The 22,914-nt window shown below is 61.9% G+C and carries 12 protein-coding genes; 6 read left to right on the top strand and 6 right to left on the bottom strand.

What is annotated here, in order from left to right:
* Positions 1–26 precede the first annotated feature (26 nt).
* Positions 27–929 carry a LysR family transcriptional regulator gene (locus EDC26_RS17415; RefSeq protein WP_132585012.1) on the bottom strand — a complete coding sequence of 301 codons (903 nt, stop codon included), beginning with the start codon at positions 927–929 and terminating at the stop codon, positions 27–29.
* A 149-nt stretch (positions 930–1,078) separates the two neighbouring features.
* Here EDC26_RS17415 and EDC26_RS17410 point away from each other — a divergent pair, with 149 nt between their 5' ends.
* The 5 genes from EDC26_RS17410 (at position 1,079) to EDC26_RS17390 (ending at position 8,935) form a co-directional block, all read left to right on the top strand.
* On the top strand, positions 1,079–2,515 hold the full coding sequence (locus EDC26_RS17410) for an aldehyde dehydrogenase family protein (protein ID WP_132585010.1): 1,437 nt from the start codon (positions 1,079–1,081) through the stop codon (positions 2,513–2,515).
* A gap of 91 nt (positions 2,516–2,606) precedes the next feature.
* Positions 2,607–3,377, top strand: coding sequence for a COG4705 family protein (locus tag EDC26_RS17405; protein ID WP_132585008.1), 771 nt, complete (start codon positions 2,607–2,609; stop codon positions 3,375–3,377).
* Between the two features lie 61 nt (positions 3,378–3,438).
* On the top strand, positions 3,439–4,809 hold the full coding sequence (locus tag EDC26_RS17400) for a TolC family protein (protein WP_165931063.1): 1,371 nt from the start codon (positions 3,439–3,441) through the stop codon (positions 4,807–4,809).
* A complete protein-coding gene (locus tag EDC26_RS17395; RefSeq protein WP_132585004.1) occupies positions 4,806–5,858 on the top strand; it encodes an efflux RND transporter periplasmic adaptor subunit in 1,053 nt (350 codons plus the stop codon). Before EDC26_RS17400 ends, EDC26_RS17395 begins: the two co-directional genes overlap by 4 nt.
* On the top strand, positions 5,858–8,935 hold the full coding sequence (locus tag EDC26_RS17390) for an efflux RND transporter permease subunit (protein ID WP_132585002.1): 3,078 nt from the start codon (positions 5,858–5,860) through the stop codon (positions 8,933–8,935). Before EDC26_RS17395 ends, EDC26_RS17390 begins: the two co-directional genes overlap by 1 nt.
* Before the next feature lie 30 nt (positions 8,936–8,965).
* Here EDC26_RS17390 and EDC26_RS17385 read toward each other — a convergent pair whose 3' ends face one another.
* Positions 8,966–10,261 (bottom strand): diaminopropionate ammonia-lyase, encoded by a 1,296-nt coding sequence (locus tag EDC26_RS17385; protein WP_132585044.1) that lies wholly within the window; start codon positions 10,259–10,261, stop codon positions 8,966–8,968.
* A gap of 201 nt (positions 10,262–10,462) precedes the next feature.
* Here EDC26_RS17385 and EDC26_RS17380 point away from each other — a divergent pair, with 201 nt between their 5' ends.
* Complete coding sequence (locus tag EDC26_RS17380; RefSeq protein ID WP_132585000.1) at positions 10,463–10,942, top strand: Lrp/AsnC family transcriptional regulator; 480 nt, start codon at positions 10,463–10,465, stop codon at positions 10,940–10,942.
* 202 nt (positions 10,943–11,144) lie between these two features.
* Here the strand turns inward: EDC26_RS17380 and EDC26_RS17375 are convergent, their stop codons facing one another.
* The 4 genes from EDC26_RS17375 to EDC26_RS17360 form a co-directional block, all read right to left on the bottom strand.
* Positions 11,145–18,140: a non-ribosomal peptide synthetase gene (locus EDC26_RS17375; RefSeq protein ID WP_132584998.1), complete on the bottom strand. Its 6,996-nt coding sequence runs from the start codon at positions 18,138–18,140 to the stop codon at positions 11,145–11,147.
* The gene (locus tag EDC26_RS17370; protein WP_132584996.1) at positions 18,137–21,421 is read right to left on the bottom strand and encodes a non-ribosomal peptide synthetase; all 3,285 of its coding nucleotides are present in this window, start codon (positions 21,419–21,421) and stop codon (positions 18,137–18,139) included. Before EDC26_RS17370 ends, EDC26_RS17375 begins: the two co-directional genes overlap by 4 nt.
* Before the next feature lie 125 nt (positions 21,422–21,546).
* Positions 21,547–21,873, bottom strand: coding sequence for an antibiotic biosynthesis monooxygenase family protein (locus EDC26_RS17365; RefSeq protein WP_132584994.1), 327 nt, complete (start codon positions 21,871–21,873; stop codon positions 21,547–21,549).
* Positions 21,874–22,045: 172 nt separating this feature from the next.
* Positions 22,046–22,894 (bottom strand): phytanoyl-CoA dioxygenase family protein, encoded by an 849-nt coding sequence (locus EDC26_RS17360; protein ID WP_132584992.1) that lies wholly within the window; start codon positions 22,892–22,894, stop codon positions 22,046–22,048.
* Between the last annotated feature and the right edge of the window lie 20 nt (positions 22,895–22,914).

Genomic DNA, 22,914 nt, shown 5'->3' with positions numbered 1-22,914 from the left:
TTGATGAGAGGCGGGTGCTGCGCAGTTCACGCTTTCGCAAGCCCAAGCTCGTGAACCAGGCCGATGAGCGCTCGCAATCGCGCGGGCACGAAGCGGTGGCCTGAGTAATAGAGCCTCAGCCCGCCAAACGGTTGGCACCACGGGATCAGTACGGGCACCAGCACGCCGGATGTCAGTTCTTCCTCGATAAGCCATTCGGAGATGAAGCCGATGCCCAGCCCGAGCAGCACGGCCTGCTTGATGGCCGGCAGCTCATTGAGCGCCAGACGCACGGGCAAATCCATCTGCAGCTTCCGGCCGTTGCGCTCCAGTTCCCAGTGATAGACGCCACCGTGGGACATGCGCATACCGATGCTCCGGTGCTTGAGTAGATCGCGCGGATGCTTGGGAGTCCCGTGGCGTTCCAGGTACTCGGGCGTTGCTACGACAAGCATGCGAATGTCGCGGGAGAGCGGCACGGCGATCATGTCCTGCGGAACGGATTCGGCCAGGCGAATGCCGGCATCGAAACCGTCGGCGACGATGTCGATCATGCGCGACTCGCTCACGATGTCGATGCGCACTTGCGGATAGCGCTGTGCGTAGTGGTTAAACAGCGTTTCCATCAGCAGGAACGCCGCTTCCTGCGGTGCGTTGATGCGCAGTGTGCCGCTGGGGGCGTCCGGCCCGGTGCTGGCTTCTTCGCCAGCGCTGCGGATCTCTGCGAGCGCCGGTGCGATGCGCTCCACATAGCGGTGTCCGATATCCGTAAGCGCTACGCTGCGCGTTGAGCGATTGAACAGGCGCACTTTCAAGCGCGCCTCCAGCCCAGCGACCGCGCTGCTCACTGCCGTGGTCGACATTCCCAATTCTTGTGCCGCGCCACGAAAGCTATTGCGGCGCGCTACGGCCAGAACTACTTCAAGCTCGGTTATTCCAGTGCGGTGCATGGATTGTCCTGAATTTCGGGATGTACCATACGCTATTAGACGGCTTATCAGAATATAAATCCACTTCTAAACTTCGTTGCATAACGGCTCGGAAGGAGAACTCTCCACGCCCTCCCGGGTCCGCGAATCCCAATCTCAAAGGAATCGATATGCGACGCATAGAGCACATCTACATCAACGGCGAATTCGTCACGCCGCACGGCCAGGAATGGTTCGATCTTCACAACCCGAGCACCGAAGAAGTCATTGGCCGGGTGCGCCTGGGCAATCGGCAGGATGCACAGCGCGCCATCGCGGCGGCCAAAGCGGCGTTCCCCGCCTGGTCACGCACCACGCGCGAAGAACGCAGGGCCGCGCTTGGGCGCATGCAGCGGGCCATCGTGGCGCGGGAGGACGCGCTGATGGAGGCCGTCGTGACCGAGTACGGAGCGCCTCGCGTTCGCTCGCACTGGATGGCGACCTATCCGGCCGAAGCCATCGCGCAGGCCATCGATGCGCTGGAATCCTTCTCGTTCGAGGAGACGGCCGGCAATGCGCGCGTCATCCTGACGCCCGTCGGCGTCGCCGGCCTGATCACGCCGTGGAACAGCAATGCGGGCTTTATCTGCAACAAGCTCGCCACCGCGCTGGCGGCGGGCTGCACCGCCGTCATCAAGCCCAGCGAGATGAGCGCGATGCAGACGCAGATCGTGGCCGAGGCGCTGCACGAAGCGGGACTGCCCCCAGGGGTGTTCAACATCGTCAATGGCCGCGGCGATGTGGTTGGTGAAGAAATCACGCGCCACCCCGACATCGCCAAGATCTCGTTCACCGGCTCATCCGCTGTGGGCGAGCATCTGGTGAGCGCCGGCGCCGCCACGATGAAGCGCGTGACGCTGGAGCTGGGCGGCAAGTCGCCCACCGTGGTGCTGGAGGACGCGGACTTCGCCGGCATCATTTCCCTCGTGCTTCAAGCCGGCTTTGCCAACAGCGGCCAGGCCTGCATCGCGGGCACGCGCATTCTTGTGCCGCGCAAGCGGCTGGCCGAGTTTGAGCAGATCGCGAAAGGAGCGGTGTCGCGCATCAAGTCCGGTGACCCGCGTGAGGCCGAGACCGACATCGGCCCCATGGTGAGCGCGAAACAATGGGAGCGCGTGCAAAGCTACATCCGGCTCGGCCAGGCCGAAGGCGCGACGCTGCTGTCCGGCGGTGAAGGGCGGCCGGAAGGATTGAACACAGGCTGGTTCGTGAAGCCCACGATCTTCACCCGCGCGACCAACCAGATGCGCATTGCGCGCGAGGAAATCTTCGGCCCCGTGCTCACCCTCATTGCCTACGACGGCGAGGCCGATGCGATCGCCATCGCCAACGACACGCCTTATGGCCTGAGCGCCGTCGTGCTCGGCGCGGACCCGGCACGCTGCGAGCGCGTGGCACGCCAGATCGACGCGGGCCGCGTGCTGGTCAACACGCTGGCACATGAGCCGCGCGCGCCATTTGGTGGCTTCAAGCATTCGGGGCTGGGACGGGAGATGGGCAAATGGGGCATCAGCGCCTATCTGGAGCCCAAGACCTTGCTCATGGCGGCGGGCTCGTCCGGAGATTGACGCCATTCCAAATCGGCCCCTCAGTGTGAGCTAAGTCTTCGTCCGTAACATCTCCGGTACGCAAATTCTTGCGCATTTCAGGGGATTCATCATGAACGAATTTCGTGCAGATAAATCAGCCAACTGGCTGATCAAGGTTCCGGAAATCACCCTTTCATTCTGGATCATCAAGATCATGTGCACGACCGTGGGCGAAACGGGTGCCGATTTTCTGGCCGTCAACGCGGGCCAGGGGGTGACCCGTAGCGTCATGGCCGTCCTGCTGCTGGCTGCTTTGATTACTCAATTGCGCAAACACCGCTACACGCCCTGGATTTATTGGCTGACTGTCGTTCTGGTCAGTATTGTCGGTACGCAGATCACCGATCTGCTGACCGATGGGTTCGGCGTCAGCCTGGCCATCAGCACTTCGGTCTTTGCTGTCCTGCTGATGGCGATTTTCGCCGTCTGGCACCGGGTGGAACACACCTTGTCGATCCATGACATTACGTCGCGACGCCGGGAACTGTTCTACTGGGCCGCGATTCTCTGCACCTTTGCCCTGGGCACTGCGGCGGGGGATCTGGCGACTGAAGCGCTGAGTCTGGGCTTTACCTGGGGAGCCATCGCTTTTGGTGTACTGATTGCGCTGTCCTATGGCGCCTGGCGCCTGGGCGGAAACGCGGTGCTGACTTTCTGGATTGCCTACATTCTTACACGCCCCTTTGGCGCCGCGTTGGGCGATCTGCTGACTCAGGCCAAAGGCGGTTTCGGAATGGGCGCCATGTGGACCAGCGCCTTGTTCCTCGCTGTGATTGTCATGCTGGTTGCCATCGAGCAGTTCGGCATGGATGGCAAATCCGCGTACCCAGCCCGTCAATGAATATTGCACGTCGTTTCAAGAAGAATCGTGCGCACTCAGGTTTCTGCTGGAGTACTGGAACATGATGAAACCATTATCGCATCTTAGTGTGTGGGCTTGTCTTTTACTGATTGGGGGCTGTGCGGCGTACCATCCGCTACCGCTTCCCGATCGGGCAAGGCTTGCGGAACACATCGCCGATATAAGACATGTGCTGCCGGAGCCTATGCCGGGCACGAACTCCAAAGTCATCGACGTTGGCAAACCGTTGACGGCGGGGCAGATTGGCATGCTTGCCGTAATCAATGCACCCGAGCTCCGGTCTGAACGCGGCGAGTTCGATCTGGCGCAGGCGGCGGCGATACAGAGCGCGGTGCTTCCCAACCCCTCGATCAGCCTGGGCTATGCCACCGTGCTCAGTGGCCCGGGTGCGGTCGCCGCCTATACCGCATCTCTGGCCCAGGACATTGCATCGCTTGTAACGTACCGCAGCCGTGTCGCTGCCGCCCAGGCGCATGTCTCCCAAGTCAATGCGGATCTGCTTTGGAAGGAATGGCAGGTCGCGCAAAAGGCTCGCCTTCTGGCGGTAGGAATCTACTGGAATAACCAGGCTCTTTCACACAACAAGGCCAAGCTTGCCCCGATATCGCGTGCAGCCTTGCAGGTCAGGCGCGCCGTTGATGCCGGAAACGCAAGCCGCGCAGATCTCACGCCATTTCTTGCGTCCAAATCGTCGCTCGATCAAGCCATTACGGCTCTTGAATTGCAGCAGATCAAGAACTGGAGCGACCTCGACACCCTGCTCGGGATGAAGCCTGGCGCCCGGTTTGCCATTGCAAAGCCACAGACGGCAAAGCAGCCCCCAAACCTCGACGCCTTGATTGCCAGCGTACCAGAGAGGCGTCCTGACCTTGTCGCGTTGCAGCTCGGCTACCGTTCGGCGGATGAGAGCATGCGTACTGCGATCCTCGGCCAATTCCCGGCATTCGCGCTGGGCGGCTCTTGGGGTTCGGATACCTCCCAGGTCAAGTCGGGCGGGCCCACGGTGACGTTCGACTTGCCGATTTTCAAGCGAAATCAGGGCCAAGTTGCGCAAGCCAAAGCCACAAGACTTCTGCTTCACGAGCAATACCAGAGCCGCCTCGACAGCATGGTTGCTACCATTCTCGCACTCCATGCGCGTAGTGAATATTTCAACTCGCACCTGGAAGCGGCAGAGCGGAACGCTGCGTCAGCCGAAGGGCAGGCAACGACCGCGTACAAGGCTTACGAACAAGGCAACCTCGATGGGCGCGCCTTGATGGATTACGAGACAACCGCTTTGAGCCGGCGCCTGGCAGTGTTTGATCTGGAGCGCGGCCTTGATGAAACTCGCATCGCCCTTGACCTGGAGTTGGGTCTGGGGCTGCCTCGAACGCGAATCGCTCCCCTGGACACTCTAGGACAATCATGAAATATCAATCAATCTTCAGCATTGCTTTGCTTGCCGTCTGGTCGGGCTGCGGATTTGCCGCACAACCCGGCGCGGAACAACCCAGCGTTCTGGTTACGGTCACGGCAATACGACAGGGAAACCTGCCACATACAATTACCGCATATGGCGCTGTCCTGTCCTTGCCTTCCGCCAGGCACGTCATCACGGCGCAAACATCGGAAACCGTGGGCGATGTTTACGCGCATGAAGGCGACGAGGTCGCGCCGGGCGCGCCGTTGCTGCAACTCATACCGGGAGCGCAGACGGCCGCCGCCTACACCCAGGCTCAATCGGCGCTGCGTGATGCCGAACAACTGGTCGCGCGAACCCGCGATATGCTCGGTCAGCATCTCGCGACTGCACAGCAGCTTGCCAATGCCCTGAAAACACGGTCCGATGCCCGGGCGGCTCTGGGCGCTCTCAAGGCACAGGGAGCCGCGGGGACAATGACTTTGCGTGCCCCTTTTCGCGCCATTGTTTCGCGCCTGCTCGTTTCGCCCGGCATGTTTGCGTCGAACGGGACTCCCCTCATCGATCTTATCAAGGCCGACGATCTCACGCTGCGGGTTGGCGTTACACCGCCCGAGGCGATGTTGGTCAACGCAGGTAATGCGGCGCAAGTGACGGCACTCGTTGGCCGCCAGGATGTGACAGGGGTCGTGTCGCACCGAAGTTCAATTATCGATCCGTCGACAGGTCTCGTCTCCGTGGACATTTCGTTGCCTGCCGACAAATTGATTCCCGGTGAGGCCGCGAAAGCCGTGATCACCGTTGGCCAGACGCGTGGGTACGTGGTGCCTCATGCCGCCATATTGGTGGACCCGCATGGCAAATCCTACGTCGTCCAGGTCGACGGAAAAAAAGCACGCAAAGTTCCCGTGCTCGTTGCGGGTACTCACGATGATAAGGATGCAATACGGGGTTCCGGACTGAGGGCCGATCAACTCCTCGTGCTCAATGGCAATTACCAGCTCGATGATGGTGCAAATATCCGGCTCGGAGTCCAGCACGACGGGAGCGGAAAGTAATGCTGACGTCCTGGCTGCATCATCATCGCTTGCCGATTCTATTTGTCTCGTTTGTCCTCACCCTGGCGGGCCTTTATGCGGTAAACAGTATGCCGATCGGGCTGTTTCCGCTGACCGATTTTCCGCGCGTCCGTATCGAAGTAAGCGCCACAAGCATGCCTGCCAAGCAGATGTTGGTGGAAGTGACCCAGCCGCTTGAAGCGGCAGCCAGGGCTGTCCCGGGCGCCCTGGGTGTTTCGTCCACGACATCGCGCGGCTCTGCCCAGATCTTTGTGGATTTCCCGTGGGGATCCAATATGAACCAGGCGCTGATGAGTATCGATACGGCGTTTGCGCAAAAGCTGCCGAATTTGCCGCCTGGGACCTCGTATGATGCCATCCAGATGAGTCCGAATGCCATCATGCCGTTTGTGTCTTATGCACTGATCTCGGACAAGGTATCGCCGGCCGACTTGCGCCGAATTGCACAGCGTCAAATGCTGCCCTTGCTTACAGGCATACCGGGTATAAAACGCGTCGGCATTCTCGGTGGCAAGACGCCGGAAGTGCAGGTATCGGTCTCACCCCTCGTCTTGCAGCACTATGGCATAACCCTGCCCGATATCGCGAAAGCAGTGTCCGCGACCAATACCCTGCAATCGGTCGGCCACGTCGAAGACAATGGCCTGCTCTACCTGGCCGTTGGCAATACGGCGTTTACCTCTGCAGATTCGGTAGGCAAAGTTTCCGTGCGAACAAGAAAGGGCGGCGTCGTCCCGTTATCGCAAATCGCGACGGTCAAGATGGGAACCACTCCGCAATGGCTGCTGGTCAATGACAACGGCAAGCCGGCCGTGACGCTCGACGTCTTTCAGCAGGATCGCGCCGACTCCCTGGCGCTTGCCAAACAGGTCGACGAACGGCTGAATACATTCATGAAGACTCAGCCCAAGTCCATTCATCTGTATAAGTGGTACGACCAAACGCAACTCGTGCGCTCTTCGATTGCGGCGCTGGAAGAAGCCATTGCCATCGGGTTGCTGTTTGCGGCTGGGGTACTGTTCTGGTTTCTGAGAAACTGGCGCGTGACTGCAGTGGCCATGATCGTAGTGCCAATGTCGGTGCTATGCAGTGTGCTGGTCCTCTGGCTCCTCGGCATGACGATAAACATCATGACGCTAGGCGGTATCGCCGCGGCGATCGGCTTGCTGATCGACGACGTGATTGTCATGGTGGAACACATTGCACGGCGGGTGGGCCGCCCGGAGCAGGCAGATCCCAAAGCCGGGGTGCTGCACGCATCGAGGGAGTTCTTATCGCCATTGCTGGGTTCTTCGCTGGCAACCGTTGTCATTTTCATCCCGTTGGCGTTCCTTTCGGGTGTGACAGGCTCATTCTTCAAATACCTGTCATTGACCATGGCCTCGTCGCTAATTATTTCTTTTTTGCTTACGGCGTTCACCGTGCCGTTGCTCGCCCGCAGCATGGTCGATTTTGCAAAGTGGACGGATCCCGGCCACAACAGGGAAGGTGTGGTGCGACGCACCCATGCGCGGTTGCTCGATAGTCTGTTTCGCAGACCATGGCTCATCGCCGTGGGGCTAGCCGTTCTCTGCGGCGTCGGTTATATCGGCTACAGCCATGTGGGCACGGGGTTTCTGCCTCGCATGGACGAGGGCGGGTTTGTGCTCGACTACAAGACGGCACCCAGTACCTCACTGCACGAAACCGACCGTGAGTTGCAGCAAGTCGAGGCCATCCTGAAAAGCAATCCCTACGTCCAAACCTATTCGCGGCGCACCGGTGCAGGGCTGGGCGGCGACCTGGCTGAGACCTATCAGGGGGATTTCTTCGTACGCCTCGTCGATTCTTCCAAGCGCCCCGATATCTGGAACGTCATGGACGATATTTCGGGCAAGGTGACGCGGCTCGTGCCCGGCGTAAGTTTCGACACCCACCAGTTGATGAGCGACATGATCGGCGATATGGTGGGTCGCCGGCAGCCTGTCGTCATTGAGTTGAGCGCGAGCAATCCGGACATACTGGACGGTGTTGCCCAAAGGGTAGCTGACGCACTGGGTAAGGTGCCTGGCGTGGAGCAGGCCTCCATCGACAGTGGCGTGACACCTGCCGGCGACGCAATAGAGATCCATGTCGATTCGGCAGCCGCCGCTCTCAAGGGCACAACGCCGGCCGAGGTCGAGGGGCAAATCTACCACTACCTCAATGGGGCTGTAGTCACCCGCTATCTGGGCGCGAACCAGGACGTGGGGGTCAGGCTGCGGCTGGAGGCGCCGCAATACCCAATCTACCGTGATCGGCTCGGCAACCTGCCGATCCAGGGGCAAAACGGCGCGATATTCCCGCTTAGTTCCGTTGCGACAACACAGTTTGTTTCCGGCCAACCCCAACTCACACGCAAAAATTTGCGGCAGATTGTGGCGGTCACTGCGCAAACCACTGGTGCTTACGACCTTGGTTCCACCATCGCCGCCGTCAAGCGCATGCTGGCCAAACCCGACCTGATCCCGTTCGGGGTGACTTACTCCCTGGGAGGTGCTTACAAGCAGCAGCAAATGGCCGCGCGCGGCATGACGAAAGTGTTCGCAGCAGCCGTCGTTGCAGAAATCATCCTCTTGATGTTCCTTTATCGAAGCCTGCTTATCCCCGTCATCATCATGGCTACCTCGCTCGTCTCCACCGGAGCCGTCTTCGTAGGCCTTTGGCTCGCGGGGGTCGAGCTCAACATCACGGCGATGATGGGCATGGTAATGATCATAGGAATCGCCACCGAAATGGCGATCTTCCTGGTTTCCGAATACCAGGCCTTGCGGGAAACCCTGGCGCCGCGCGACGCTATCAAAGGGGCGGCGCTCAATCGGCTGAGGCCCATACTGATGAGCACGCTTGCGATGATTCTTGCGCTCGTGCCTCTGGGTGCCGCAATCAGTGGATCCGGAGACCAGATGCTGCAGCCGCTCGCCATCGCGATCATTGCAGGCGCACTCGTCCAGCTACCGCTCGTGCTGCTGGCGATGCCGGTACTGATCGGGCTCACCGTGCGTCGCGCTGCCGGCGAGGGGGAGAACCGTTCCTGACGGCGCTCGCCGCTCGATGCCTGGCACCTATCAGCCGTGCGCCATCGGCAAGCACGCTTGATCGGAGGGCCGGTGGCCGGATTGCCGCGAAGATTGGCGGGCGAGCACGGATTGGCCGGATTCCCCTACCAATGTCTGGTAGATGCTCGGAGCCGTGTCGCCCTCCGTATTGATGACTAAAACGTGCGAGTGTTCATTGAGTCCGAACATGGCGCGCAGCGGTTGGTTCCCGCACGCGACCTGAAGCCCCGCAAGCCCAGCCGCACCCGACGCGCCGGCGACGATCGGGACGTCCTGTCCGTTGCCGGCGGCCAACTGGCGCATTGCGGTGGTCGCGTCGGAATCCTCGACGGTCATGAAGTAATCGGCGCTGACTCGCAGGACTTGCCACGCCAGGGGAGAGGCTTCTCCACAAGCCAGGCCCGCCATGATCGAGTCAATGGCGCCCGATGCATGCGCGGCGCGGTCTAGGTGCGCACTCTGGTACAGGCAGTCGGCCTGGCGGGGTTCGACGATGACGCTTGTTGGACGGCGTGGACCATAGAACTTCCAAAGATAATCCAGGACGCCGGCGGGCAGGGCGCCCACGCCGCCCTGCAGGAATATATGGGTGAACGTGAACGGCTGGCCGGCGGGATCGGAGATTTGCTCGATGATTTCCTGGGAAATAATGCCGTAGCCGCGCATGATGTCGCCTGGAACGTCTTCGTATCCGCTGTACGAAGTGTCGGAAACCACGTGCCATCCGTTCGTGGCGGCCAGGCGGGCGGCCTCCTTGACGGACGCATCGTAGTTGCCCGCAACGCGCACGATTTCCGCGCCGAAAGCGGCGATGGCTTGTTCGCGTTCGGTGCTCACGCGCGCATGCAAGACGATGACGCAGCGGCAACCGCTCGATTGCGCCGCCGCCGCCAGGGCTCGGCCGTGGTTGCCGTCGGTGGCGGTGATAACGGTAAGTGCACGCAAGTCGTCTTGATAGCGGCCGGCAAGTATCGCGGCGGGCTCGAAGCTTCGTTCCGGGTAAAGGCGCAGGATGAGGCGTATCAGGGCGATCGGCGCGCCCAATGCCTTGAAGCTTGCGAGCGGCGAGCGCTTGGACTCGTCCTTGACGCGTAGTTGTGCAATGCCGAGCGTAGCGGCCAGTTTTGGCAAGGACCACAGCGGCGTCGCTGAATGGTTGAGTAGCCGCCAGCTTGACAGCCATTTGCGTTCTTCCTCCGTCCGTTCAATATCTTTGATTTTCTTTTGTTCGTCGGGGTAGGGGATGCGGCTCGCGCGGCGGTTGGAGATCGCCGGTGGCGTTTCACCATCGCGGCCATATTCCATCGCAGGGGTTTTGATGGATGATTGCTTGGCCATAATTCATTCTCCGGGTTTTCATGAAAGGATCGGGTGCGCTTGCGGTGTCGTTGATATTGAAATAATATTTCCAACAACCCCTATTTTTTATTCTATTAATTGTTGTGAATTGCAAATTTATTGCAATGATTGCTTGTTTTACTTAATAATCTCCCGCTGAGCTTACCGATGCTGGACGCTTACGACCGCAAGATTCTGATAGAAATGCAAAACGACGCTCGCATTGCGCAAAGCGAATTGGGGGAGCGCGTGCATTTATCGACGGCCGCCGTGAACAGGCGCCTGAAGAGGCTGACCGATGAAGGGATCATCAAGAAATACACGGCCGTGGTGTCGCCCGAGGCGGTCGGTTACCCTTTGACGATCGTGGCCGAGGTCGAGGCCGAAAGCGAGCAGCTTGATTTATTCGACGCCATGAAGCGCAGCTTCGAGGCCTGTCCCCTAGTTCAGCAGTGCTATTACGTGACCGGCCAGTGCGACTTCATATTGATTATCACCGTGCAGGATATGGAGCAGTACCGCGATCTGACCCGAAGGCTTTTTTTTCAGAACAATAATGTCAAGCGATTCAGGACATTCGTGGCAATGGGCCGGGAAAAGGTGAGCCTGGATTTGCCGATTGATGACCAACCCCTGGATGCACCGTAAGCGAACACCATTCTTTATTCGGTGCAGCAGGTAAGTTGCTTTACGTCTTTACGTTGTTAAGGGGTCGAGTCAAGGTACGAGAACAGAAAAATGTCGCGCACCCCTCGGTCAGTTCCAAAGCGAAAAGGTACGCGATCTGAGTGCGCGTTCAGTTCCGTAAACACCTCAATCGAAAATGCCTTAGGGCACGATCAGTGGAGCTTCAGGCGCCGCCGTCAACCTGCAACAGGCTTGCGATGGCGGCGGCCACGTTCGGGGCGGTGTCGGGTCCCAGCATCGTCACATGATCGCCGGTGACATGAAGCACGGGTATGGATGCCTCGGTGAACAGTTGCCAGCCCATATCGGGAATCGCAAGCTGACGGTTCTCGAGATCGCCCAGATCGGACTGGCGCGGTGCCGCCGCCCGAATAATGGCCAGTGGCAGTTTCTGTCCGGGCGAGGGAGCAGGCGAGTAGCTCAGATACGCGCCGTATTGGACAAGGCTGGTGCGGTGCGCCCGTTCCAGCCATTGGGGAGTGGCTGCCGGCGGCAGCAGCCGGGCCGCATGAAGCCGCTCGATCGCCAGGGCGAACCTTTCGGCTATCGGCAGCGCCAGCAGCTCGTCTTGCGTCAGCACGGGTTCCAGGCCCTGGAAGCGGGCGCGCACATCGGCCATGCGGACAAGCCATTGGGCATGGGCTCGATCCGGGTCGGCTTCAAGAACGGATGTGCGTTCCAGTGGCGCAGGCGTGTCGATAATGACAACATGCTGGGGCGGCGTTCCTCGTTGCGCCAACTGCCGCGCCATTTCGAAGGCTATGATCCCGCCGAACGAGTAACCGCCAATCCAGCGCGGATGCGGCAGGCCCCGTGCCGTCAGGGCTTCCAGATTGGCCTGCGCCAGGGCTTGGACGCTATCGAGCGGCTCCTGTCCTTCTTCCAGGCCGGCGGCCTGGATGGCCCAGAAGGGAATTGATGCGGGCATGGCGCGGGCCAGATCCAGGAAGACACTGACGTCGCCGGCAACGGGATGGACGCATACGAACGGATCGCTCGCCTGCCCGCGTGCCGCGCCCGTGCCTGCGCTGGTCATGGGAACGACCGGCGTCCACGTCTGGCCGGATTCGATGGCTCGCGCAAGCGCCGATACCGAGCGGTGTTCCAGAAGCAGTGAAATGGGCACCGCGCGATCCAAACGCTGCTCCAGGCGCGCGGCAAGCTGGATCAGCTTCAGGGAGTTGACGCCCATGAACCAGAAATCCGTGTCCAGGTCCAGGGCGGCCATCGGTTCGCCGCCTTGGGGCACGGCGGAAAGATCGGCCACCACGTCGGCGATCTGGGCTTCCAGCGTGCTGCGAGGCCGGGTGGCGAAGCGAACGGGCTGTGCCGAAGGTGTACCGGCGAGGACAACAGGCGGGCGCGCTTCGGGGCGAGGCAGGCTGTCAAGACGGTTGTCTACCGCATCGGGCAATGCGGTCAGGATAGCCGCCACGGCGTCCAGCACGGCGCTTGCGTCTTCGAGCGTTCGCCCGTCGTCGGGCTGCACCAGAGACAGGGCGATCGAATCGCCCGGTATGGCTATGAATGTCAGGTCGTAAGCCGTTTTCATGCGAGAGTGCACCGCTTCGACGGTCAGGCCTTCGGCGCCGCTCCAGGCGCTGGTTCCAGAGGCCAGGTTCTCGACCACGACCAGGGTGTCGAACAGGGGCCCCGATTGGCCGCCGGCGGCCTCGGCGACGGCCATGGGTGAAAGGTGGGCGTGGCTTTGCAATTGTCCCAGCAGCGACTGAATGGCCTGGAGGCGTTCGGCGGGACGCGCATCACTACCCAGTTGCAGGCGGATCGGCAGGTTGTTGATGAACAGGCCGACAATTCTTTCGACACCTGGTACGCCCGAAGGGCGCCCCGATACCGTGGTTCCGAACACGACGTCCTCGGAGCCCAGGCGGGCTCCCAACCAGACGGCCCAGGCGAAATGAAGGGTCGTGGCCAGCGTCAGCCCGCGCCGTCGCGCGAAAGCCATCAGTGCCCGGCTGGCCGGGCGATCCAGCGTCCGGTGCGTCGTGGTAAAGGCATGGGCCGGGCCTTTTGCTGCGGGAAACAGCCGGCGCCGATCCGGCAAGTTGTTCAAAAGGTCGATGAAAAACCGCTGGCTGTCGGCGCAGTCCGCCTGCGCCAACCAGGCGATGTAGGACTGATAGGGAACCGGCGTGTCGAACAACGGCGGGCGGCGGCTGCGATAGGTTTCGTAGGCGGCCCGGACCTCGCGTTCCAACCGGCCCAGGCACCAGCCGTCGACCAGCAGATGATGGAAACTGGAAACGACATATGCATCGTCGGCCGCCACCTGGATGATGCTTAGCCGCACCAGCGGCGCCTGCTCCAGATCAAACCCCTGCTCCCGGTCGCGAGCGAGGAGTGCATCCAGCCTGACGGCGTCGAATGCCGGCCATGTCTGGGTGGTTAGCGGCAAGGGCACGGTGCGGTGGACGACTTGCAGCGGGCGCGCCAGCCCGCGCCAGTGAAAAGCGGTGCGCAGCACATCGTGCCGCTCGAATACCGTTGCCCAGGCATGGCGGAATGCTTCATGATCGAGCGGGCCGCGAATACGCATGCAGCTTTGCTCGAAGTTGATTTCGGAGCGTACGGCGGCAAGCGTGTGGACCAGCATGGCTTCCTGCATCGGCGACAGGGGGTAGATGGCTTCGATATCCGTTGCGGCGTCGACGATGCCGGCCAGTTCTGGCGTGGACAGCCCGGCGAGCGGAAAATCGGCCGGCGTGTACAGAGGGCGTGCGTTCGGTGTGGCCAAATCCGCGATTAAACCAAGTGTGTGCGCTACCCGTTCGAGCAGCTCGGCAGCGCCGCCGGCCGGCTCCGCGCCGGCCCAGGCCAGGCGCAGCCGGGGGCCGATTGCGCTTGCCACCAGCATGCCTTTTACTGAGGCGCTGAACGTAGGCAGCGAATGGAATCGTATCGCGGCGCGTGCGGCGGATGGGCTCGACCAGGCAATGCCAAGTGCGGCGCCGGGCAGATCGAAGGTCTGGCCCAGCACCCGATAGACCGGAGCGGTTGCCGACACGGCTTGGCGTGCGGCCTTGACTGCGTGCAGCCGTGCGGCGACCGGCATGTGTCCCGTGGGTGCGAGAATGGTCAAAACGCTGTCCAGATTGCCCAGAAGCCCTTCGACGTTCGGTGCGTTGCGGGGCAGGTTGCGCTGCTCGTCGATGGCCTCGATCAGCACCGCATCGCTGTTTGGCGGCGGCAGAGCCGCCGCCAGGGCGGTCGCTAGTATGTCGAGCGGCGTGGTGATGAGCCGTGCCGGCGCGTGGTCGGTCAGGGTCGCGGCAACTGCGGGATCAAGCCAATATTCCGCGGCGATGCTCGGCCCGTCTGCGGGCGCGTCAACCAGCAAAGGAGGCATGGATGTTCGCATTGCGGCGCTTTCCAGAGTGGTCAGCCCGCGGCCCGCGGCTTGCTCGTCGGCGTAGCCCTCCAGCCAGTCCAGCCAGTCGCCGTAGGCCGTATCCAGGATCGGCAATGCCGCATGCCCTGCTTTGATCGCCGTTTCCAGCTCGGCGACGATCAGCGCCAGGGTGCGCTCGTCTGCTATGGCCCGGTGCAGCGCCAGGACGACAACCGGCCCGGCTGTCGGGCCGCGATCGATTAATGTGGTGGCGACCATGACGCCGGATTGTGTGTCGAGCCCGCGGCCGATGCGCGCCGCATGCTCTGCTATCCAGTTGTCCAGTTGCGCGTCGGCCAGGCTGGGCTCTTCCACCGTGCGAAAAGGCAATTGAGCCACATAAGCCATGATTTCCAGCCGGCGTGCCTCGCCGTCGCGGATCCATCGCAAACGCAAGGCCTCGTGACGTTCGGCCAGATGCTGGATGACCAATGCGAGTTCCACGACGCCGATGGGCCGGTCCAGAGCCAGGCTGGCCAGCAGGAAGGGCTGATTTGCCTCGTTGTATTGAACGATGGGAACCAGCTCCGCGGAGAAGGCGCGATCGGCCGCGGCGCGCTTTTGACGGGGGCGCGCCAGAGAGGCCGCATCCGCCAGCCGCTCGATGGTCTGGAGCTGGAAGACGTCGGTGGGCGTCAGCGGTAAGCCTGCGTCGGCGGCGCGGGCGGCCATGCGGATAGCCAGGATGGAATCGCCGCCGACATGGAAAAAATTATCGGTGACACCAACGGTGTCGATTCCCAGAAGTTCCTGCCAAATGGCATGCAACGCGCATTCCTCTTCGGTTCGCGGTGCGACGGTCTGCGCCGATCGGTCGTAATGATGGTCTTGCACCGCAGGCAACGCCTTGCGGTCGACTTTGCCGTTGAGGTTAAGCGCCAGCGATTCCGTCGCGACGTAGGCGTTGGGCAGCATGTGCGACGGCAGCAGCGGTTCCAGGAACAGGCGCAGGTCGGCCGCGCTTGGCGCGGGCTGCGTGTGCGCCACCACGTAGGCGACGATTTGACGCCCTCCCTTCGAATCCTTTGGGGCGGCGACATGAACGGTGCGTAGTGCCGGATGGCGCCCCAATGCGGCAGCGATTTCGTTGAGCTCGATGCGAAATCCTCGTACTTTGACCTGATCGTCCGAACGGCCTGCAAACAGGATGGCGCCGTCCTGGCGCCAGCGGCCGTGATCGCCGGTCCGATACATGCGCGCTTTGCCGCGCTCGTCGAACGGGTCGGGCAGAAATGCCGCTGCCGTGCGTTCCGGGTCGCCGACGTATCCGTTGGCGACTCCGTCGCCCCCGACATAGATTTCGCCGTTCACGCCGATCGGCAGTGGTTGTCCGCGCCGATCCAGTACGTAGATCGCGCTGTTGGCGATGGGCAGGCCTATGGGTACGGAAAGACTGTTCGCATCCAGGCCGGCAATGTCGAAGGTGGTGCTGAAGGTGGTGTTCTCGGTCGGGCCGTAGCCGTTCATCAGCCGCAATCCCGATCCCGCCCCCGCGGCCAGCACAGCGCGGGCCGCTTCCGGGCTGACGGTGTCGCCGCCGGTGAGCACCAGCCGATTGCCGGCGAAGGCCGATGGGTCGATGCCGGCAATTTCCTGAAACAGCCCCGCGGTGACCCACAAGAGCGTGATGTTGGATTCCGCCAATAGGCGTCGCAGCTTGGCGATATCGAGCATGGCCTTGCGTTCGATCACGATGGCCGTGCCTGCGTTCAGGAGGGGAGCCCAGATTTCGAGTGTGGACGCATCAAAGGACGGATTGGAGTAGACGGCCGCGCGGGTGTCTGGGCCAAAGGACGCAAAGTTGGTGTTGCAGACCAGGCGTGCGATGGCCCGATGTGGAACCGCCACGCCCTTGGGCTCGCCCGTGGAGCCCGATGTAAACATGATGTAAGCCGTGCCCGACGAGCCGTGCGGCACCGTGAAATCGGCTGCCAGTTGCGCCGCACGCGCGTCCAGCGTCTGCGCGTCCAGGACCTGGATTCCTTCGTATTCTTCCTGGTCCTCGGCGGTCGACAGGATAACGGCGCGGGCGCCAATCGACTTCGAAAGCCGGGCGCGATGCGCATGGGGATGTGCCGGATCGAGCGGAACATAGATGGCGCCGATCTGCAAAATGGCCAGCATCAGGGCAAGAAATCGGTCCGATAGGGGAAGGACAAGCATGACTGCGTCATCGGGCCCCAGGCCGGCTTGCGCAAGGATAGCGGCGAGGCGGGCCGACCGGTCAGCCAGTTCGGCGTAGCGGGTAAGCCGCCCGCCATCGTCGATGGCGATGCGTTGGGGATGTTGACGGGCCACGTCGTTGAACAGGGCGGCGACGGATTGATTGTCCGGGTACGGCCGGCGGGTTCGGTTGAATCGGGCGATAAGGTCGCGTCCGGCCGCTTCGTCCATCAGGGGAAGATCGCCGATCGCCTGGTTGGGCGCGCGTGCCGCTGCGGCGGCGATGGCGCCGAAGCACGAAAGCAGATTCTCGATGCTTGCGTGCTCGAACAGCGCCTGATCGTAGCGGCACCATAGCTCGACCTGTTCGGCGGACTGGCGGTAAACGAAGGATATGTCGGCCTTGGCTGTCTGGTCCGCCTGATCGTCGGTGGCGGCAAAGCAGGTGCCGTCAGCTGCGATGACGGGATCGTCGGCCGGCTCCAGGCCGCCGAACAAAATTTGCATCAGGGGAACAACGTCGGTGCGCCGTTCGATTTCGATGGACTGGACAATGCGCTGGAACGGAACGTCGCGATGGCGGATGCCGTCTCGAAATACTTTATGCACGTCTCCAAGCAAGGAGTCGAAGCTCGTATCCGGACTACAGGACACGCGCAACGGCAGCGTGTCGACCAGCAGCCCGATCAGCCTGGTCAGTTCGGGCCGCGTGCGCTTGGATACGGGCACGGTCACGACCAGATCGTCCAGGCCGCTCCAGCGGTGCAGCACGGTGAAGAACACAGCCAGAAAAGCCATGAAAGGCGTGCAGCCTTTAAGACGGGCCAAATCGGCCAAGGCGTTGCCGATCGGGGCCGGCAGGTTCAGGCGCGCCGTGGCTCCGACACCGGGGGACTGCATTGCGCTGCGTGGCCGGTCCAGCGGCAGGTCCAGGAGTGACGGGACCCCGCGCAGCGTTTCGCGCCAGTAGCGCAGGGCTTCGGTCATGGCCGGGGCATCGGCTGCCCCGAAACGCTCCTGTTCCCAGTCGGCGTAGTCCGGGTATTGCAGCGCCAGTTCCTGCCATGCGGGCGCGGCCCCGGTGACGGCCGCGTTGTAGGCGACGATCAGGTCGTCCAGAAAAATCGGCAATGACGCGCCGTCGGCTACGGCGTGATGAAAGACCACCGCCAGGCCCGCCGAACAGCCGGCCGCTTCGGGGTAGGCAGGCCGGAAAAGTGCCGCTGCCAGTACTGGGCCTTTTTCGAGGTTGAAGGGTCGCGCCACCATATCCGTTACGGCGCCTGCCAGTTGCCTGCGCCAGTCGGCGCGGGTTCCGGCGGAAAGCTCGATGGCAGGCATGGCGATCACACGTTGATCGAGCACGGCCAGGGCCGGGATGTCATTGATCAGGGGGAACGAAGCTCGCAGCACGTCGTGCCGATCAATGACCGCGTCGAACGCTCGCCGCAGCGCCGTTTCGTCGAAGGCGCCTGTTATTTCCAGCACAAACGGAAGCGCGTATTCCGAGCCTCCCGGTTGCAGCAGGTCCAGATAGCGAAGCTGCCGTTGCGCGAACGATGCGGCGGCGATGTAACCGCTGTTCACGATGCTTGCTCCGGCGAGGTCGCGGCCAGGTCAATGCGGGTTCTTTGCCGCTTGCGGATGGCGGCGCCTTCGCCGGCGTTACGGCCGGCCGCCCGGCGCGCCAGATCGTTGAGTCGCGGAGATTCGAACAGATCGATAAGATCGACCGCAAGCTTCAGGTCGCGCCGCAGGCGTGAAACCACTTGCATGGCGTCGAGCGACCGGCCGCCGATGGCGAAGAAGTCGTCAAAGCGGCCAATGGCCTGGCAGCCCAGAACGGCCTGCCAGACTTGTGCAATCGCTTCTTCGGTTTCGCCTTCGGGCGCCACGGAGGCGGTTTCCTGAGGCAGGGGCGCAGGAAGATTGTGGCGATCTATCTTGCCTGTGCTGGTGCGCGGCAGACGATCGTGCAGCACGATGCTGTGCGGCACCATGTATGCGGGCAGAAGGCGTTGCGCGTGGCGCAGGATGGCTTCCTGGCTTGGCGGATTGGCGCCTGCGACGTGAGCGATGAGCAGGCTTCGGGCTTGCGCCCCGGCACGGTGAACGACAGTTACCGCGTCCTCGACGCCGGGAAGTTCCAGGAGGCAGGCGCTGATTTCGGCCAGCTCGATACGATAGCCGCTGATCTTGACCTGATCATCGGCCCGGCCGTGAAACCGCAGCTTGCCGTCGAAGCCCAGAACGACGCGGTCTCCGGTGCGATAGGCGGTGCGCAATCCCGGGCTGCTGTGGAATGGGTTGGCGATGAAGCGTTCGGCCGTCAGGTCGGGGCGGCCCACATAGCCGCGCGCGATTCCCGGCCCCGCGATCAGAAGCTCGCCGGTAGACCCCGGTGGGCAGCGCCGGTTTTTCCGGTCCGCCACGTAAACGCGTGTTCCGGGGATGGGGTGGCCGATCGCGACCGGCCCTGTTTCTCCGGCGGCGCATCGTTCCAGCGTGGCCCAGACGGTCGTTTCTGTTGGCCCGTATTCGTTGGCCAGCAGGGTTTTCGGCAACCGTGCGTAGTGGCGCTCGACCAGATCGCGTGGACACGCTTCGCCTGCGACCACGGCCACTTCCAGGCTGTTCAGGTCGGCGGGCGCTCCCGCCGACAGCAGCAGGCTCCATTGCGATGGAATCATGATGGTTTGGGTAACGCGCTGATCGCGGATCAGCGCTGCCAGGCGATCAGGATCGGTGGCTTCTATGGGGCGCGGCAGGACGAGTGTTCCGCCTATGGACAGCGTGCCGAATATGCCGGTGACGGATCCATCGAAATTAAGGGGAAAGGTCAGCAGAAGAACGCGATTGGGTTGACCCGGGTAGGCGGCGTTTCGTGCCGCTACATGGTAGCCAAGGTTGTCGTGGCCGATTGAAACGCCCTTTGGGCGCCCGGTGGATCCCGAGGTGAAGATGACGTAAGCCTCGTCCGAGTCCGTGGGTGGCAGGAAAGCGCTTGCGTCGACGGGCGCGATGGCGTCGAGCGTTTCAGGCGCCAAATCGCCTACGGCGATGGCCGGCAGACCCGCCACGTCGTCGGACGTCATCGAGAGCACACCGGCAAGATTTGCTTCCGCCGTAATGAATGCCTTGCGTTCATCGGGCGCGCTAAGGTCGATGGGCACGTACGCCGCGCCGCGCAGCATGATGCCCACGATAGACGCTATGGCCAGTGGGGTGCGTTCCAGGTGCAGGCCCACGCGGGCGCCGCGGCCGATTCCGTTCGCGGCCAGTCTGGCAGCCACGGTTGAGGCGATGGCGATCAGTCCGGCATAGGTCAGGCTCTGTTCGCCCAGAGTGACGGCTGCAGCCTGAGGCCGATTGTTCACGTGTTCGAGAATTGCCTGGATTACGGTCTGCCCGGAGCCGGGCAGCGGCGTGTCGATGGGCGCATCGCCGAACAACGGTGCCATGATTGCTTCGGGCAGCACGTCGATGGCGTCAACGGAAACCGCCGCCGAATCGGGCAGGGCCGCCAGTGTTGCGGCCAGCATATCCAGACGTAGCGTAGCGTCGGGCAGGCCATAGCGATTCCGGTCAAACATCAACTGCAGGCACAGGCCGCCGGCCTGCCGTTCCACCATCAGGTTCAGCGGCATGTCGGGCAGTGTGACATCGCCGCTTTCGGCCAGAGTCAATCCGCTGCCGGCAAGGGCAGAGGCTTCGTCCAGGGGGTAGTTCTGAAAACCGACCAGGCTATCGAATGGCAGGCTGTCGCGTGGCAGGCCGAGCAGATCGCGAAACTCGTCCATGCCTATGGAGCCGGCACTGCGTGCGGCAACCGCTTTCGCCTGCAGGTCTTCGAGCCAGTCGCGCAGCGGCGTCTGGTCGATACGGGCCAGAACGGGTTGTATCTGAATCTGAATTCCGACGAGGTCGGTTGTTTCGCCCTGCGCGAGATGGGGGGGGCGCACTGTTTCCACTGCGCCGAAAAGAGCCGTATCGCGGCCGGTCAGCCGGCTATCGACCATGGACCAGGCGGCCTGAATGACGGTATTGACGGTGACGCGGCAAGACCGGGCCAGCGCGTTCAGGCGTTCTGAAATGGATTCCGGCAGATGGCGGACGATGGCCTGGATTTCCGGTCCGGAGGTTTCCGTTGTCGCGATGTGGCGGCGTTCGGCGGGGTCGCGTTCGTCCGGCGCGCCGGTGGCCAGGACGTTGCGCCAATGGCTTAACGCCGCCGACCGGTCGCTGGATTGTTCCCAGTTCACGTAGGCTCGAAACGCGGGGGCGGGCGGCAACGCGTGCGGCTGCCCGGCGCATAGCGCCTTATATAAGGAAAATACTTCGCCCAGGACGACACCCAGAGACCAGCCGTCGACCGTAAGATGATGGCGCGTCCAGACGACAAGGTGGCGCGTTGGCGCCAGCCGGATGAGCGCGATGCGCATCAGTGGCGGCTTCTTGATATCGAACGGCCGGGCGCGATCGTCGGCCAGGAACGAGTCAAGACGTTTGCGCCAATCGACATGGCCGAGCCAGTCTTTCACGTTGACCGTCAAAGCGGCCTGGCGGTGAACCACCTGGAACGGGTGATCTTTCAGATCCCAATGAAAGCCGCTGCGCAAGGCTGTGTGGCGGTCGACCACGCCCTGCCAGGCGGCGGTGAATGCTTGCTGGTTCAGGTCTCCGTCCAGAACGGCCCACCATTGCCCCATGTAAAGTGGCTGATCGGGATAGGAAAGGCAACGCACCAGCAGCGCCTGCTGCATTCGGGTCAGCGGATAGGCGTCTTCGATGGGACGCAGGGCGGGGTTTCCGGTGTTAGGCGTGCGAACGGGTGATGTCGAGCCAGGGGAAGGAGGAGAAACGGTCATGCGCGCGCCTGGACAGAAAGCCAACCCGACCCGTTATTCGGACAATTGATGCGGGGATTGGGGGAGGCCGGGCCTGGTTGGCATTGCTCGGAAAGAACAGTCAGGCCAACCTCCTTTGCTGCGTGTTACAGGCTTTCGATATAGAAGCCTTCGCCTTTTACGTCGCCTTTAGTAAAGGCCATGAATTTTTGAACCCAGTGGCCGCCAACTTTGGCATTGGGGTTTTTGTGCAGGGCGTCGAACGAAGCTTCATTTTTCCATACCGTGGCCAGGCCGAACATCGAGGCGTCTTTTTTGGAGCGCATCAGTCCGAAACCGATCAGGCCCGGAATGTGGTCACCTGGCTTGGAGCCGTCGCTGGGCATGAGCGATTTTTTCAAAAGAGCTCGTGCATCCTTTTCGCTACCTGCTTTGATATTAGCGCGTGTGATGGTCAAGAACATATCAGCCATAATAGTGAATCCCTAGTGGTTGGTAAATGTTATCCGCATGTGACAACAACAGTGCCGGGTAAGATCGTGATACTTACTCAGGTATGCCTTAAGAAGAAGGACGATATCGACACCAGGCACCCGGGCAGTGTAGGGGGTATATGTAAAAAATGTCAATAAGAGTAAAGAATATTTAATCATCCCCGACGCGTATTTCCGGGAACAGTTTTCCTCGAACCGGTCCGCCCACTTGAAGGTCGATTTCGAGCCCCGCGCCGACAAGGGCGTCGATCATTTCCTGCCCGTGCATGGCCACTGTGGATTCGTCGGTTACCCAGCGCGTGACGAAGCGGCGAATCGTGCGTTTCAGATGATTGCCTGGCGCTCCGTGGATCGTGCGCGCGTTGAACAGCACGCAGTCGCCGGGTTCCATGTCCCAACCGATAATGTCGTAGGCATCCCGGTTGGCCTCGATATCGGGAATTTCGCCGAATTCGTGCGCGTCTGCACGGGACTTGTCGCCGTGGAAATCGGCGTAGAACTGATCGACCGCGTTGCGCTTTGCCGATTCGTCAAAAAAGGATTTCGGCATCAAGGCCTTGCCCCAGGCGTGCGAGCCGCGGATGAATTCCAGTGTGGCTGCACGCGGCGTTGGATCCAGGGCTACCCACACTGAACAAAAGGGTCCGGAAATTACGGTGTCGTGGTGCCAGGGCGTACGTTCCGAACTGCCGGGGCGTTTGGCGAACCACGTGTCCTGGGCCAGCCGGACGCGATCGGATTGCAGCGCGTGTGCCGCCAGCCTGGCCACAGGCGATTCCATGCAGAAACGTTCGAATTCCGGGATATACCGGCGCGACCACATGTCCGAGAGGAAGCCACCGCCGTTTTCGCCCAGATTGCGAAAGAAAGGGCTTGGATCGGCGATGTTTCGTTCGATTCCTTCCCGGGCGAGTTGGACCCAGCCGGCGTCGAAGGCCTTGCGTAGGCATATGGCTCCATCCGTGTCGAGGTGGGCAATGAATTCCGGTTGCTCATTCATGTTTTTATCCGTGGTTCCAG

This window comes from Paralcaligenes ureilyticus (assembly GCF_004346225.1).
Lineage (GTDB): Bacteria > Pseudomonadota > Gammaproteobacteria > Burkholderiales > Burkholderiaceae_B > Paralcaligenes > Paralcaligenes ureilyticus.
The sequence above is the reverse complement of the archived record's forward strand: the minus strand, read 5'-3'. Positions and strand labels throughout refer to the sequence as shown.